General features: G+C 73.0%; 13 protein-coding genes. 2 read left to right on the plus strand and 11 right to left on the minus strand.

The features are described from left to right. Positions 1-92: 92 nt before the first annotated feature. The 9 genes from ACWD4O_RS10595 to lnt form a co-directional block, all read right to left on the minus strand. Entirely contained in the window at positions 93-1,253 is a 1,161-nt protein-coding gene (locus ACWD4O_RS10595; protein WP_451279401.1) for an NAD(P)/FAD-dependent oxidoreductase, read from the minus strand. After that, positions 1,250-1,612, minus strand: coding sequence for a bifunctional 3-phenylpropionate/cinnamic acid dioxygenase ferredoxin subunit (locus ACWD4O_RS10600; RefSeq protein ID WP_351916962.1), 363 nt, complete (start codon positions 1,610-1,612; stop codon positions 1,250-1,252). The genes ACWD4O_RS10595 and ACWD4O_RS10600 overlap by 4 nt, the downstream gene beginning before the upstream one ends. Before the next feature lie 226 nt (positions 1,613-1,838). Then, positions 1,839-2,471 carry an MBL fold metallo-hydrolase gene (locus tag ACWD4O_RS10605; protein WP_451279403.1) on the minus strand — a complete coding sequence of 211 codons (633 nt, stop codon included), beginning with the start codon at positions 2,469-2,471 and terminating at the stop codon, positions 1,839-1,841. Continuing rightward, entirely contained in the window at positions 2,471-3,556 is a 1,086-nt protein-coding gene (locus tag ACWD4O_RS10610; RefSeq protein ID WP_451279405.1) for an S-(hydroxymethyl)mycothiol dehydrogenase, read from the minus strand. The genes ACWD4O_RS10605 and ACWD4O_RS10610 overlap by 1 nt, the downstream gene beginning before the upstream one ends. 170 nt (positions 3,557-3,726) lie before the next feature. Next, entirely contained in the window at positions 3,727-4,656 is a 930-nt protein-coding gene (locus tag ACWD4O_RS10615; protein WP_451279407.1) for a terpene synthase family protein, read from the minus strand. 308 nt (positions 4,657-4,964) lie between these two features. Then, on the minus strand, positions 4,965-6,938 hold the full coding sequence (locus ACWD4O_RS10620; RefSeq protein ID WP_451279409.1) for a helix-turn-helix domain-containing protein: 1,974 nt from the start codon (positions 6,936-6,938) through the stop codon (positions 4,965-4,967). A gap of 76 nt (positions 6,939-7,014) precedes the next feature. Continuing rightward, entirely contained in the window at positions 7,015-7,830 is an 816-nt protein-coding gene (locus ACWD4O_RS10625; RefSeq protein WP_451279411.1) for a 3-hydroxybutyrate dehydrogenase, read from the minus strand. Positions 7,831-7,884: 54 nt separating this feature from the next. Further along, positions 7,885-8,364, minus strand: coding sequence for an NUDIX hydrolase (locus ACWD4O_RS10630; RefSeq protein WP_451279413.1), 480 nt, complete (start codon positions 8,362-8,364; stop codon positions 7,885-7,887). A gap of 27 nt (positions 8,365-8,391) precedes the next feature. Continuing rightward, positions 8,392-10,002 carry an apolipoprotein N-acyltransferase gene (gene lnt / locus ACWD4O_RS10635; protein WP_451279415.1) on the minus strand — a complete coding sequence of 537 codons (1,611 nt, stop codon included), beginning with the start codon at positions 10,000-10,002 and terminating at the stop codon, positions 8,392-8,394. A gap of 313 nt (positions 10,003-10,315) precedes the next feature. Here lnt and ACWD4O_RS10640 point away from each other — a divergent pair, with 313 nt between their 5' ends. Further along, a complete protein-coding gene (locus ACWD4O_RS10640; RefSeq protein WP_451279417.1) occupies positions 10,316-11,341 on the plus strand; it encodes an O-antigen ligase family protein in 1,026 nt (341 codons plus the stop codon). Positions 11,342-11,354: 13 nt separating this feature from the next. Here ACWD4O_RS10640 and ACWD4O_RS10645 read toward each other — a convergent pair whose 3' ends face one another. Further along, positions 11,355-11,930 (minus strand): hypothetical protein, encoded by a 576-nt coding sequence (locus ACWD4O_RS10645; protein ID WP_451279418.1) that lies wholly within the window; start codon positions 11,928-11,930, stop codon positions 11,355-11,357. Positions 11,931-12,019: 89 nt separating this feature from the next. Continuing rightward, the gene (locus ACWD4O_RS10650) at positions 12,020-12,808 is read right to left on the minus strand and encodes a glutamate racemase (RefSeq protein WP_451279419.1); all 789 of its coding nucleotides are present in this window, start codon (positions 12,806-12,808) and stop codon (positions 12,020-12,022) included. 57 nt (positions 12,809-12,865) lie between these two features. Between ACWD4O_RS10650 and ACWD4O_RS10655 the strand changes: the two genes are divergently transcribed. Next, positions 12,866-14,041 (plus strand): glycosyltransferase, encoded by a 1,176-nt coding sequence (locus ACWD4O_RS10655; RefSeq protein ID WP_451279420.1) that lies wholly within the window; start codon positions 12,866-12,868, stop codon positions 14,039-14,041. The last annotated feature ends 10 nt before the right edge of the window (positions 14,042-14,051 follow it).

Consider the following 14,051-nt stretch of genomic DNA (forward strand, 5'->3'; position numbering starts at 1 on the left):
AACGTGGTGGTAGGAGCGCGCCCCTGGGGGCGCGAGGAACTGCGCGACCAGCCACAGCGGCGCCGCAGAAAAACGACAGCTCGATCCGGCGCTCACAGCGCAGCGTTCAACTGCTTGCGCCAGCGGGTGAACAGCCTCGGCTGGTTCATCCCGAGCACGGCGACCGGCCGGTCGGCCCGCCGGTAGACGGCCAGGACATTGCGGTCGCCGGGAGCGCCCTCCTCGACCGTCACACTGTCCGCGCCCACCGCAGAGCCGGCGAACTGGATCTTCACGCCGTACTGGTCGGACCAGAAGTAGGGCGGCCGGGGCACACCCGGCTCCACCGCGCCCCCCGCCAGCAGCGTCGCGACGGCCGCGGCGGGACGCTCCAGCGCACCGGTCCAGTGCTCGACGCGACGATGCGAGCCCGCGCGGGGGTCGTACCAGTTGGCGCAGTCGCCGACCGCGACCACGCCGGCCAGGCTGGTGCGACCGTCCGCACCGCACTTGACGCCGTTGTCGAGGGCCACACCGGATCCCTCCAGCCACTCGACGCACGGCCGGGCGCCCACGCCGACGACGACGATGTCCGCGGGAACGCTGCGGCCGTCCTCGAGCAGCACCGCGTCGACGCGGCTCTCCCCGCTCAGCCCCTTGACGCCGACCCCGCACAACAGCCGCACGCCGTGGTCCGCGTGGAGGGCGGAGACGACGGCGCCCATGGTCTCGCCGAGCGGTCCGGCCAGCGGCGTCGGGGCGGCCTCGATCACGGTGACGTCGACCCCGAGGGCGTAGGCGGTGGAGGCGACCTCGGCGCCGATGAAGCCGCCGCCGATCACCACCAGCCGCCCGCCGCGGCCCAGTTCGTCCCGCAGGGCGCGGGCGTCGTCCAGGGTGCGCAGGGTGTGCACCCCGGCCAGGCCCTCGGAGCCGGGCAGGGTGCGCGCGGCGGCGCCGGTCGCGATGACGATGCCGTCGGCGCGCAGCGTCCGGCCGTCGGCGAGCCGGACGGCGCGCTCGGCGTGGTCGAGTCCGGTGGCGCGCACGCCGAGCAGCCACTCCGCCGCCAGTTCCTCGTCGTCCGTCTCCAGCGCGAGGTCCGCCTCACCGAGGGTGCCGGCCAGGAACTCCTTGGACAGGGGCGGTCGGTCGTAGGGGCGGTGGAACTCGTCCCCGATGACGACCAGACGACCGTCGTACCCTTGCTTGCGCAGTGAGCGCGCCGCGGAGAGCCCGGCGAGCGAGGCTCCCACCACGGCGACGGTCCTCACGCGGGACCCCCGGCCAGCCGGGCCGAGATGCACGGCGGCAGGTTGGGGGCGTCCGTGGACAACCGGACGTGGATCATGCCGTCCTCGACCACGACCTCATGGGTGCGGACGGGCAGCTTGGCCGGCGGGGAGTCGACCGCGCCGGTCCTCAGGTCGAACTTCGAAGCATGCAGCGGGCATTCCACCTCGCAGCCCTCCAGCCAGCCGTCGGCGAGCGAGGCGTCCTGGTGGGTGCAGGTGTCGTCGATGGCGAAGATCTCGCCGTCGTCGGTGTGGAACACCGAGACCGGCGGATCGATGTCGAGCCGGAAGGCCTCACCTCGCGGGAGATCCGCGAGTCGGCACGCGGGAATCATCATGACACCTCGGTGCGTATAGCGAAACGGATTGCGGTAAGCGCAACATCAGTCTGAGGTCGCCCCGAACCCTTGTCAAGGCATCCAGAAGGCCCGCGAAGCGGCCTCTTGCTGTTTCTCATCACACAACCTTCTGCGTCATACGAAACGCGAGCGGGGACAATAAATGCACGCCCACCTCGCCGGACCGCAGGTCGGGGAGGGGGCGTGCACAGTGCGGGGACGACGGTCAGAAGCCCCGGTCGATCCACTCCTGAAGGTGCGGGGCCTCGGCCGCGATCGTGGTCGTGTCCCCGTGACCGGTGTGCACGACGGTGTCGCCCTCCAGCGTCAGCAGCCGGTGCCGGATGGAGTCCACGATCGTCGGGAAGTCGCTGTACGACCGTCCCGTCGCCCCCGGTCCGCCCGCGAACAGCGTGTCTCCGCTGAACAGGGCCGCCAGGCCCGGCGCGTACAGACACACCGCGCCGGGGGCATGGCCCGGGGTGTGCAGCACGGTCAGCTCGACGCCGGCCACGTCGAGGACCTGGCCGTCGGCGAGTTCGCCGTCGGGCATCCGGTCGGGGTGGGTCTGCTTCCACAGCGGCAGGTCGTCGCCGTGCAGCAGGATCGGGGCGCCGGTGCGCGCCGCGAGTTCGGGCGCGGCGTCGATGTGGTCGTTGTGGGCGTGGGTGCACACGATGGCGCGCAGGGTGCGCCCGCCGAGGGCCGCCTCGATCGCCTCGGCGTCGTGCGCGGCGTCGACGACGATCGCCTCGCTGTCGTCGCCGACGATCCACACGTTGTTGTCGACGTCCCAGGTGCCGCCGTCCAGGGAGAACGTCCCCGAGGTGACGAGATGCTCGACACGGGCGCCGGCCATCAGAAGACCACCACCGAGCGCAGCACGTCGCCGCCGTGCATCCGCTCGAAGGCCTTCTCGACGTCGTCCAGCGCCATGGTCTCGGTGACGAACGCGTCCAGGTCCAGCCGGCCCTGCAGATAGAGGTCGACAAGCATGGGGAAGTCCCGGCTCGGCAGGCAGTCGCCGTACCAGGAGGACTTCAGCGCGCCGCCCCGACCGAAGACGTCCAGCAGCGGCAGCTCCAGCTTCATCTCCGGGGTCGGCACCCCGACGAGGACGACCGTGCCGGCCAGGTCACGGGCGTAGAACGCCTGCTTGTACGTCTCCGGGCGGCCCACCGCCTCGATGACGACATCGGCGCCGAAGCCGCCGGTCAGCTCCCGGATCGCCTCGACCGCGTCGGTGTTCTGGGAGTTGACCGCGTGGGTCGCGCCCAGCTTCTGGGCGGTGGCCAGCTTGTTGTCGTCGATGTCCACGGCGATGATCTTCGCCGCGCCCGCCAGGTGCGCTCCGACGACGGCGGCGTCCCCGACGCCGCCGCAGCCGATGACAGCCACGCTGTCACCGCGTCCGACCTGGCCGGTGTTGATGGCCGCGCCGATGCCCGCCATCACGCCACAGCCCAGCAGGCCGACGGCGGCCGCCGAGGCCGCCCGGTCGACCTTGGTGCACTGCCCCGCGGCCACCAGCGTCTTCTCCGCGAAGGCGCCGATGCCCAGGGCCGGCGACAGCTCGGTGCCGTCGAGCAGGGTCATCTTCTGCTTCGCGTTGTGGGTGTCGAAGCAGTACTGCGGGCGTCCGCGCAGACAGGCCCGGCACTGCCCACAGACGGCACGCCAGTTGAGGATGACGAAATCACCCGGGGCGACGTCGGTGACGCCCTGCCCCACCGACTCCACCACACCCGCGGCCTCGTGGCCCAGCAGGAAGGGGAAGTCGTCGTTGATGCCGCCCTCGCGATAGTGCAGATCGGTGTGGCAGACCCCGCAGGCCTCGATCTTCACCAGCGCCTCGCCCGGGCCCGGGTCGGGCACGATGATCGTCTCCAGGCTGACGGGGGCGCCCTTGCCGCGCGCGACGACAGCACGGACCTGATGAGTCATGGCCACTCCTCGGTTGGTGCGAGACCTGAGTCTGATGTTGCTCATTACGGCACACTTCTCATGAGCCGCAACAAGCATCGTGGAGCACCGACCGGGGGTCAAGGATTCGACGCGTGGGGGCGGTCCACGCGACCGTGATCACGCGACCGCAGGTTCAGGCGACCGCGGGTCTACGCGACCGCCGTCGCCGCCTCGTGGCGGTCCCCGCAGTGCGGGCAGAGACCGGCGGCGGGCCAGGACTGCGCATCGCCCTCCAGCCGATCATGGGTGGGCCCCTGCGGCCCCGTCCTGGGGGTGGGGCGCCCCTCGCGATGGTTGTGCCGTCCGGTGAGGGTGTGCCATTCGAGGTTTCCGCGCATCCAGTGCCGCAGTCCGCCGAGGTAGCGGCCGAGTTCGGGCGAGGCGCCGCGCGCGACCTCGGGCTCCAGACGCAGATAGGCGCGCATGAGGCGGTCGTGGAGCTCGCCGGTCGCGTCCATGCTCTGCTCGAGACACCAGCCGTGGCGTGCGGACAGCACCGTGGGCAGGCTGTGACTGCCGACGTCCGCACTCTCCTTGGCGACCGAGTACAGGTCGTTCACCAGCATGATCATCAGCGAGGCGGCGAGCGACAGCGACCGTACGCCGGGGTCTTCCCAGTCCCGGGCGGACAGTTCGTAGCCGCCGACGACGTCGATCAGCGCCAGACAGGCCATGGCGCCGTTGTACTTGCGATGCGCCAGGTACTCCGCGGGATCGGGGACATGCCCGGCGATACGCCAGGAGTTCTCGGCCGCCATGGCCAGGAATGTGGCAATCGTCTCGTGGCGCAAACGGCCTACTTGCGTCGGCGTGCCCAGGCGTGCCAAGTGGCCCGCGGTCTCGCGGAGCGCATGCGTCACCGGGTCGCCGCCGACGAAGTCCTCGACCGAGGGACAGTCGGGCATCGGTGAGCAGCTCTCCAACGCGGTCAACGTCCCCGCGAGCTTCGAGGCGCTCAGGGCCAGCCGGACGCCTTCGACTCCCTCGTCGCAGTAGTGGTCGTCCGCAGCGAAGAGAGCGGTCATGTTGCGGGCCGCGAGCAACAGGTGATCGTCGTCGACCGCGTCAGGGTGCGTCAACGCCGCGAAGGTGCCGAACCGGTACCCGCTCAACTCGGCCCGCTGCCCCGGAAAGAGACCGAGGCCCTGTGCCCAAGCAACGATTTCTTCGTCTGCCCTGCGCGCCGCCCTCTCGTCGCGGGCGACGGGGAAAGGACACAGGACACTCGGCACGAGCAGTTCCCGAACGAAAGTTTCGCTACTCATAGCTATCATAATGCGGCGAATATGCCGTCTTGAGGACGCATGTTTCCGGCCACAACCGAAATAGTTCCGAAAGCCGTCTGTTCAACCGCCGATCGACCTGCCTCCCTGCCTCCGTACGACGGTCAGTTCCGGGCCGGAAGCGTCAACCGGTGCAATCTCAAAGCGAGTTGTACCTCCAGTGCGCGGTCCGGACGCTGCCAGTCGTCGCCCAGAAGCCGGCCGACGCGCTCCAGACGCTGGGCCACCGTGTTGACGTGGACGTGGAGTTCATCCTTGGTGCGGGCGGGACTCATGCCTGAGGCGAAGTACGCGTCGAGCGTGCGCAACAGATCGGTGCCGCGCTGTTCGTCGTAGGCGACGACCCGGCCTATGGTGCGGTCGACGAAACCGGCCACGTCCCGCTCTCCCGCGAGGAGCAGCCCCAGGAAGCCGAAGTCCTCGGCCGCCGCCCCGTCGCCGGACCGGCCCAGCAGCCTCAGGGCGTCCAGACAGCGGCGGCCCTCCTCGTACCCGGCGACCACCGCGTCCGGGCCGGCGGTGAGGCCGTGCACCGGGGCGGACGCGCCGACGGTGACCGTCTCACGGACGGCGGCGCCCAGTTGCAGCGCGGTGCGGCGGGCCAACTCCGTGGCGGTGTCGCCGGGTTCCAGGGGCAGCAGCAGGACGGTTCCGCCGTCGCGGGCCGCGGCCAGGCCGTGCCGGGTGGCGGCGAGGTGGGAGGCGGCGGACCACAGCCGGCGGCGGGCGGCCGCCTCCTGGTCGGCGTCCGGCACGGCTCTCGCGGGCCCGGCGGTCTCGGGCCCGGCGCTCTCGGGCGTGGCGGTGTCGAGGCGGGCCGCGAGCACGACATGCGGCGCGTCGAGGTCGGCGTGCAGCCGGGCGGCGCGCTCGCGCAGCAGTCGCGGGTCGCGGTCGCGGGCCTCCAGCAGGTCGTCCAGGAGCTCGCCGCGGACGCGCTGCTCCGCCTCGGCCGCCGAGCGTCGCGCCAGGAGCAGCAGGGACGTCACCGTCGCGGCCCGCTCCAGGGTGAGTTGGTCGACCGGGTCGAGTCCTGGACGGCCGCGCAGCACCAGGGCGCCGAGCAGTTCCCCGCCCGCCGCCACCGCCGCGATCCAGTCCTCCTCGTGCCGTACGGCATGGCCCTGCGCGCGGGACGCCTCCACCGCGGCGGCCGGTGCGCGCTCCGTGAACTCCACGGCGCTGCCCAGCACTTGGGACACCGCGGCGGCCACGTCGTGGACCCCGCCGCCGCGCAGGACCAGTTCGGTCAGCCGGTCATGGACGTCCGAGGCGCGCTCGATGACCGCGCTGCGGTCCCGGATGATCTCGTTGGCGCGCTCCAGACCGGCCAGGGCCGAGCGGGTCTCGGTGAGCAGGTCGGCCGTGTCGATGGCGGCCGCGGCGAGCGCGGCGAAGGATCCGAGCAGGGCGATCTGCTCGCGTTCGAAGACCCGGGCCCGCCGGTCGGCGGCGAACAGCACCCCGATGACGTTCGGCCCCAGCGTCAGCGGAACCCCGAGGATCGCCACCAGCCCCTCGTCCCGCACGCCCGCGTCGATGGTCGCCGTGTGCCGGAAACGGTCGTCCCGGAAGTAGTCGTCGGTGACGTACGGACGCGCCGTCTGGGCGACCAGCCCGCCGAGGCCCTCCCCCATGCCCAGGCGCAGCTGCTGGAAGCGGGCCGCGACGGAGCCTTCGGTGACCCGCATGTAGGTGTCGCCCCTGGCCGGGTCGTTCAGGCTGAGGTAGGCGACGTCGGTGCCGAGCAGCGAGCGGGCCCGTTGCACGATGGCCCGCAGGACCGCGTCCGCGTCACGCAGGCCCGCGAGGTCGTGGGCCGTCTCGAAGAGCGCCGAGAGCTCGGCCTCCCGGCGCCGTCGGCCCTCCAGCTCCGTGCGCACCCGTAGCGCGAGCAGCCTGGCGTGTTCGAGTGCCGCGATCCGCTCGCCGGAGACCCCCTCGGCGCGGGCCAGCAGCACGGGCCGGTCGTACGCCTCGGCGGCCGCACCCCGGGCGAGCAGTTCGAGGAACGGCGCGTCGGCGTCGTCGGCGGGGGCGGGGGCTGCGACGGCGCCCTTCACGTGATCGCGGGACATGCCCTCAGGATTCCTCATCGCCGGGCCGCCCCGTCGGCCCTGTGGAAAACTCCGTCCGGGCCGGGCGGCCACGGGCTCAGTGCGCGGTCCAGCCGCCGTCGAGGACCAGCGATGTCCCCGTCACGAAGGACGCCTGCGGGGCGCACAGATAGGCGACGGCCTCGGCGACCTCCGCCGGTTCGACGAGCCGTTTGACGGCGCTGCTCTGCAGCAGGATCTCGGTCAGCACGCGTTCCTCGGGGATGCCGTGCGTGCGCGCCTGGTCGGCGAGCTGCCGCTGCACGAGCGGGGTGCGCACATAGCCGGGGTTGACGCAGTTGGACGTCACGCCGTGGGCCGCGCCTTCGAGGGCGACGGTCTTGGACAGGCCTTCGAGCCCGTGTTTCGCGGCGACGTACGCCGACTTGTAGGCGGAGGCGCGCAGTCCGTGGACGGAGGACACGTTGACGACGCGGCCCCACCCCTGCTCGTACATATGGGGCAGGGCGCCGCGGACGAGCCGGAACGGCGCCTCCAGCATCACGGTGAGCATCGTGTGGAAGACGTCCGGCGGGAACTCCTCCAGGGGGGCCACCCGTTGCAGGCCGGCGTTGTTGACCAGCACGTCGGTTCCGGCGGCGGCGCGTTCGGCGGCGTCCAGGTCGGTGAGGTCCAGGACCTGGGGCGCGACCGAGCCGGGCAGCCCGGCCGCGTTCTCGGCGAGCCGCTCCAGGCCGGCCGCGTCCCGGTCGACGGCCCGGACCTCGGCCCCGGCGGCCGCGAGCCGCAGAACGCAGGCGCGTCCGATGCCGCCGGCGGCGCCGGTGACGAGGGCGGTGCGGCCTGCGAGGTCGAGCGCGGGGGCGACGGGTCCGGAGGCGGCGGCAGGGGAGGCGGCCCGGGGCGAAGTCATGCCTCGACCCTAGGCAGGGCCACGCCCTCGCCCCATGTGGTCACCGCCCATACTTCACTCCGAAGTAGTGGTGTCGAACCATGTGGGTTCGTCGGAGAGCGCCTGCTTGATCCGGAACAGCTGTCGCTCCCCCATCGGCGGCAGGGCGTCCACCGCGAACCAGCCCACCGCGATCGACTCGTCGTCGTTGACCCGGGCCTCGCCGCCGACGGCCCGGCAGCGGAAGGTGACGTCCATGAACTGGCACTTGTCGCCGTTCGGATACTCCACCCGCCGTCCGGCGCGGACCAGGACGACCCGCTCGGGGACGCACCTCACGCCCGCCTCCTCGTACACCTCCCGCACGGCGCAGTCCGCGGGCTGCTCGCCCGGGTCCGGGATGCCCGAGATCACGCACCACTCGTGGTTGTCCGCCCGCTGTCCCAGCAGCACCCGGCCCTCGTCGTCGAGGACGACGGCGCTGACGCCGGGAAGCCAGAGCAGTTGGTGGCCCGCAGAGGCCCGGATCTCGGTGATGAACTCAGGAGTCGGCATACGACCGACCCTATCCAAGCGGCCTGGTCAGTCCGTCGCGCTGCGCCGGGTCCGCAGCCCGGAGCCGATCGCCCAGCCCAGGCCGCCGACGGCGACGAGCAGCAGGGCGATCTCGGGCAGGATGCCCAGCTTCGTGGCCGGGGTCTCCGAGGAGCGCAGGGGCACCTTCTGCACCAGGGAGTCCGCGACGAACATGCCGGTCTTCTGGGTGATCTTCCCGTCCGGCATGATGATCGCGCTGACGCCGCTGGTCACGGGCACCGTCACGGTCCGGCTGTGCTCGACCGCGCGGACGCGGGACATGGCGAGCTGCTGGTAGGTCATCTCGCTGCGGTCGAAGGTGGCGTTGTTGCTGGGCACGGAGATCATCTGCGCTCCGTGGGTGACCGTGTCCCGTACGGCCCAGTCGAAGGCCGCCTCGTAGCAGGTGGCGAGGCCGACCTTGGCGCCGTCCATGTCGAAGACGCCCGGCTTGCTGCCCCGGCTGAAGTCCTGGTGGACCATGGAGGTCCAGGTCTCGTTGATGGCGCCGATGAACGAGCGCAGCGGGAGGTACTCCCCGAACGGCTGGACCTGCCGCTTGTCGTACGTCTGGGTCGGGCCCTCGACCGGGTCCCACAGGATCTGCTCGTTGTAGAGCTTGCCGTCCCGCTCGACGACCCCGCCGACCGAGATCGGCGCGCCGATCGCCTTGGCCGCCTTGTCGATGACGGCGGCGGCGTCCGCATAGGCGAAGGGGTCGATGTCGGAGGAGTTCTCGGGCCACAGCACGAAGTCGGGCTGGGCGACCTTGCCCGCCTTGACCTCGGCGGCCAGCCGCTCCGTCTCCCGCACGTGGTAGTCGAGCACGGCCCGGCGCTGGGCGTTGAACTCCAGGCCGAGGCGGGGCACGTTGCCCTGGATGACGGCGACCGTCGCGGTGCCGTCCTCCGCCTTGTCGCTCACGAGCGCCCGGGAGGCCAGGGCGGCCACGACCGGGACGGCCATGCTGAGCAGGGCCACGGCGGCCGCCGACCGCCGCACCTCGCCCGAGCGCCGCCGCTCCAGGACGAGTCGCACGACGTCGTACAGGCCGAAGCCGCACAGGACGACCGCGAAGCCGAGCACGGGGGTGCCGCCGAGCGCGGCGAGGGGCAGGAACACGCCGTCCGCCTGGCCGAAGGCGATCTTGCCCCAGGGGAAGCCGCGGAAGGGCACACGCGCGCGTGCCGCCTCGCCGGCGATCCAGAGCGCGGCCGCCCACACCGGCCAGGCCGGCAGCTTCGACACCGCGGCGACGCCGACGCCGACCAGCGCGACGAAGACCGCCTCGATGGCCACCAGGGCGAGCCACGGTCCGGGGCCGACCTCCACACCGGTCCACACCAGCAGCGGCAGCAGGAAGCCGAGGCCGAAGAGGTAACCGAGGCCGAGGGCCGCCTTCCAGCTGCGTCCGCGCAGCACCCAGCCGAAGATCGCGAAGGCCGGCAGCGCCAGCCACCACAGCGTGCGCGGCGGGAAGCTGACGTAGAGCAGCACTCCGGAGAGCGCCGCTGCGGCGGCCGGGACGAGGCGCAGGAGCCGGGCGCCGCGCGCGGTCGGCGCGGTGCGGGGCTCCAGCTCGTCCGACTGGCCCACGGAAGTTGCGGTGACGGTCACTCCGGGAGTGTACGGCGCGTGACCTTTTGGCCGACAGCGCAGTCCGTGGGGCGGGCGCACCACCCCGGCGCACGACCCCGGCGCAACTCATCCACAAACCGCCCATCAGCCGTTACCGTGTGCCAGAGCTCCGGTCGCGCGGGCGGTCGGGGTCCGTCACGGTTCAGGGCCGTCACGGTCGCGGGGGCGACCGGGTTCGGGGGGACGGGTGGGTTCCACGGGGATGACGTCTGCGGCCGGAACGGGCGCGGACGGCGACAACGGAGAAGCCGGAGAGACCGGAGAAAGACGAAACGTTTCTGACGCGGCGGGCGTGGCCGTGCTCGGGGCCTGCGCCGTCTGGTCCCTGGTCACCGCCGCCGTGCACGGCGGACGCCCCGAGGGCGTCCTGCTCGCGGTGCTGGCGCTGTCCGCCGGATACGCGGCGGGGCGGATCTCCGGAGCGCTGCTGCCGGTCGCCGCACCCTGCGCCGGGGCGGTGGCGGGCCTCACGCTGACGGTGACGCTGCCCCGGCTCGCCCCGGGACCCGAGACCGTCGCGCCGCTGGGCCACGCCGGCGCCACCGCCGCCGTGCTGACTCTGTCGGCCGGCGCCGCGTGCTGTGCCGCGTGGGCCACGCGCGTGCCGCTGCTACGGCTCGCGCTGTGGCTGCTCGCCGCGGGCGGCGCGGTCGCCGGGGCGCTCCTGGGCTCGACCACGGCCGTGGTGACCTGTTGTGTCGTGCTGCTGTGCTCCCTGGCCGCCGGCCGGATCCGACACCGGGGTCCGGCGCTCGCGACGCTGGCCGTCGCCACCGCCCTGGTGACGGGCCTGACCTGGGCGGTCGCCGCGAAAGCGCTGCCGGCCGGCCTCACCGGCGCCCTGACGGGCCGGCTCACGCAGCGCCGGATCGATCTGTGGCACGACGCCCTGGGCATGGCCCGCCGCGAGGCCGGCCTGGGCGTGGGCCCCGGACGCTTCGCAGAGCTGAGCCCGACGGCGGCCGAGGCGTCGCTGTCCGACGGCAAGCCGCACTCGGCGCCGCTGCAGCTGGCGGCGGAGCAGGGCGTCGTCGGAAGTCTGCTGCTCGCCGCGGTCTTCTGCTGGGTGCTGTTCGCGCTCTGGCGCGCGCCGCGCCCCACGCCGGTGGTCCTCAGCGCGGGCGCCACGCTCACGGCTCTCGCCGCCGTCGCCGCGATCGGCAACGCGCTGAGTTTCACCACGGTCTCGGTGGGTGCGGGGCTGCTGGCCGGCCTGGCAACGGCCCGACCGCTCGCCGAGGAGCAGCCCGCGATGCCCGAAGCGGCGTCGGAGTTCGTCGAGAGGGACGTGCACCACGGCGACCGTCCGGCCGCCTGACGGACGGGGCAGGTCAGTGCGCGGAGCCCGGCATGCCCGTCCGCAGCCGGTCCCTGATGGCGCGGACGGCCGACTCCGCGTCGTCCACGGTGATCGTGAAGGTGTGCCCGTCCCAGAGCCGCAGCACCACGCCCTCGCCCCGGCGCACGACGACCGCGGTGCCCATCTCCGGCCGCCAGCGATAACCCCAGCCGCCCCAGTGACGCGGGGTGACAAGCGGTTCGAAGTCGGCTCCGGCGACATGGGACAGCGGGATGCGGCGGCGCGGCACGCCGATGTGGCCGCAGCGCACTTCGACGCACTCCTTGTCGAGCTTCAGATCGACATGGACGAAGGCGAGGGTGCCGAAGAGGACCAGCAGCCCGGCGGCGATGCAGCCGACGACGGCCATCGCGAGCGGGGCGATGCCGGACGTCCACGCGGAGTCGACGGCGAGCTCGACGCCGAGCGCCATGCAGGCGGCGCCGACGAGCGCGAGCAGCCACTGGAACCGGTTCGTCGCGCGGCCGGTCCACACATCGGGATGGGAGGCGTCGTGATGCGGGACGTCCGGAAGCGGGGTGCTCTCGTCGTGGGCGTGGTCCCTCATACACATGAGGTTACTCAGGTTTCGCTGCGCCGGTAGCACGTTGCGCAGGGTGACTGCTCCGCCCGGGGAGAGCGGTCGGCAGCCGCAGATCAGGGGGCCGGGCTGACGGCCGCCTGGAGCAGTCGGCCTTCCGGGTAGGCCAGCGCGGGCGCCGGGAGAGCGCCCACCCGGCCGCTGAGCAGAACCGTCACTGCGCCGAGGGCGGACGTCTCGGGCTCGGGACGCGCGCCGATCCGGCGCAGTGCCTGCGCGGCCACGGCGCCCGCCGAGCCGTGCAGGACGAGCGGCGGCCGCCCGGGACGCTGCACGGCCGCGCGGATGCGGTCGGCGACCAGCTCGTAGTGGGTGCAGCCCAGGACCACGGTCGTCACATCGTCGGGGGTGAGGGCGGCGGCCGCGGCGACCGCCGCGTCGATCGCCGACTCGTCCGCGTGCTCCACGGCCTCGGCCAGCCCCCGGCAGGGCACCTCGGCGACCGTGACGCCGCCGGCGAAGTCCTCGATCAGGCCCCGCTGGTAGGGGCTGCCGGTGGTGGCGGGCGTGGCCCAGATCGCGACGGGGCCGCCGCCGGCCGCGGCCGGCTTGATCGCCGGGACGGTGCCGATCACCGGGACGGCGGGTTCCAGAAGGGCCCGCAGGGCCGACAGCGCGTGCACGGTCGCCGTGTTGCAGCCGACGATCAGGGCCTCGGGCCGGTAGCCGGCCGCGGCCTCGGCGACGGCCACGGCCCGCTCGGTGAGATCCTGCGTGGTGCGCGCACCCCAGGGCATGCCGTCGGGGTCGAGGGAGAGCACGAGATCGGCGTCGGGTCGCAGGCGCCGTACCGCGGCGGTGGCCGCCAGCAGACCGATTCCGGAGTCCATGAGCGCGATCTTCACCCGGCCACGATAGACGATGTGCTCTTGCGGCCGGGCCGGGTGGGGCAGACTGCGCGCGTGAGCGCCATCGTATGGATCGCCGCCCTGTCCCTGCTCGCCTGGCTGTGGCTGCTGCTCTGTCAGGGTTTCTTCTGGCGCACGGACGTCAGGCTCCCCGCCCGCAGGGATCCGCAGGAGTGGCCGTCGGTCTGTGTCGTGGTCCCCGCGCGCGACGAGGCGGCGGTGCTGCCCGAGAGCCTGCCCTCACTGCTCGCGCAGGACTATCCGGGGCGGGCGGAGATCTTCCTCGTCGACGACGGCAGCCGCGACGGCACCGGCGCGCTGGCGCGCACGCTCGCCCGGCGGCACGGCGGGCTCCCGCTGACCGTGGACTCGCCGGGCGAACCGCCCGCGGGCTGGACCGGGAAGCTGTGGGCGGTACGCCATGGGGTCGGCCTGGCACGCGCGCGTGAGCCCGAGTACCTCCTCCTGACGGACGCCGACATCGCGCACGCCCCCGACAGCCTGCGGGAACTGGTGGCGGCGGCGCGCACCGGGGGGTTCGACGTCGTCTCGCAGATGGCCCGGCTGCGGGTGGAGAGCCGGTGGGAGCGGCTGGTGGTCCCGGCCTTCGTCTACTTCTTCGCGCAGCTCTATCCCTTCCGCCGGATCGGCCGGCGCGGGGCGCGGACGGCGGCCGCTGCGGGGGGCTGCGTCCTGCTGCGCACCGAGGCGGCCGAGCGGGCGCGGATCCCGGACGCCATCCGGCAGGCCGTCATCGACGACGTGGCGCTCGCGCGGGCCGTGAAGTCCGGGGGCGGCCATATCTGGCTGGGACTGGCGGACCGCGTCGACAGCGTGCGCCCGTACCCGAGGCTGCACGACCTGTGGCGGATGGTGTCGCGCAGCGCCTACGCGCAGCTGCGGCACAACCCGCTGCTGCTCGTCGGCACGGTGCTCGGCCTCGCCCTGGTGTACCTGGCGCCGCCGCTCGCGCTGCTCGGCGGGCTCGCCGTCGGCAGCACGGCCGCCGCGGTGTTCGGCGGCCTGGCGTGGCTGGTGATGACGGGGACCTATCTGCCGATGCTCCGCTACTGCCGGCAGCCGCTGTGGCTCGCCCCTCTGCTGCCGTTCACCGCGTTCCTCTACCTCCTGATGACGGTCGATTCCGCGGTCCAGCACTACCGGGGGCGCGGTGCGGCCTGGAAGGGCCGCACCTACGCACGTCCGGACGCCGTCGCCGACGAGGGCTGAGTCCGTCGGG

The organism is Streptomyces sp. NPDC002623 (genome assembly GCF_053592635.1).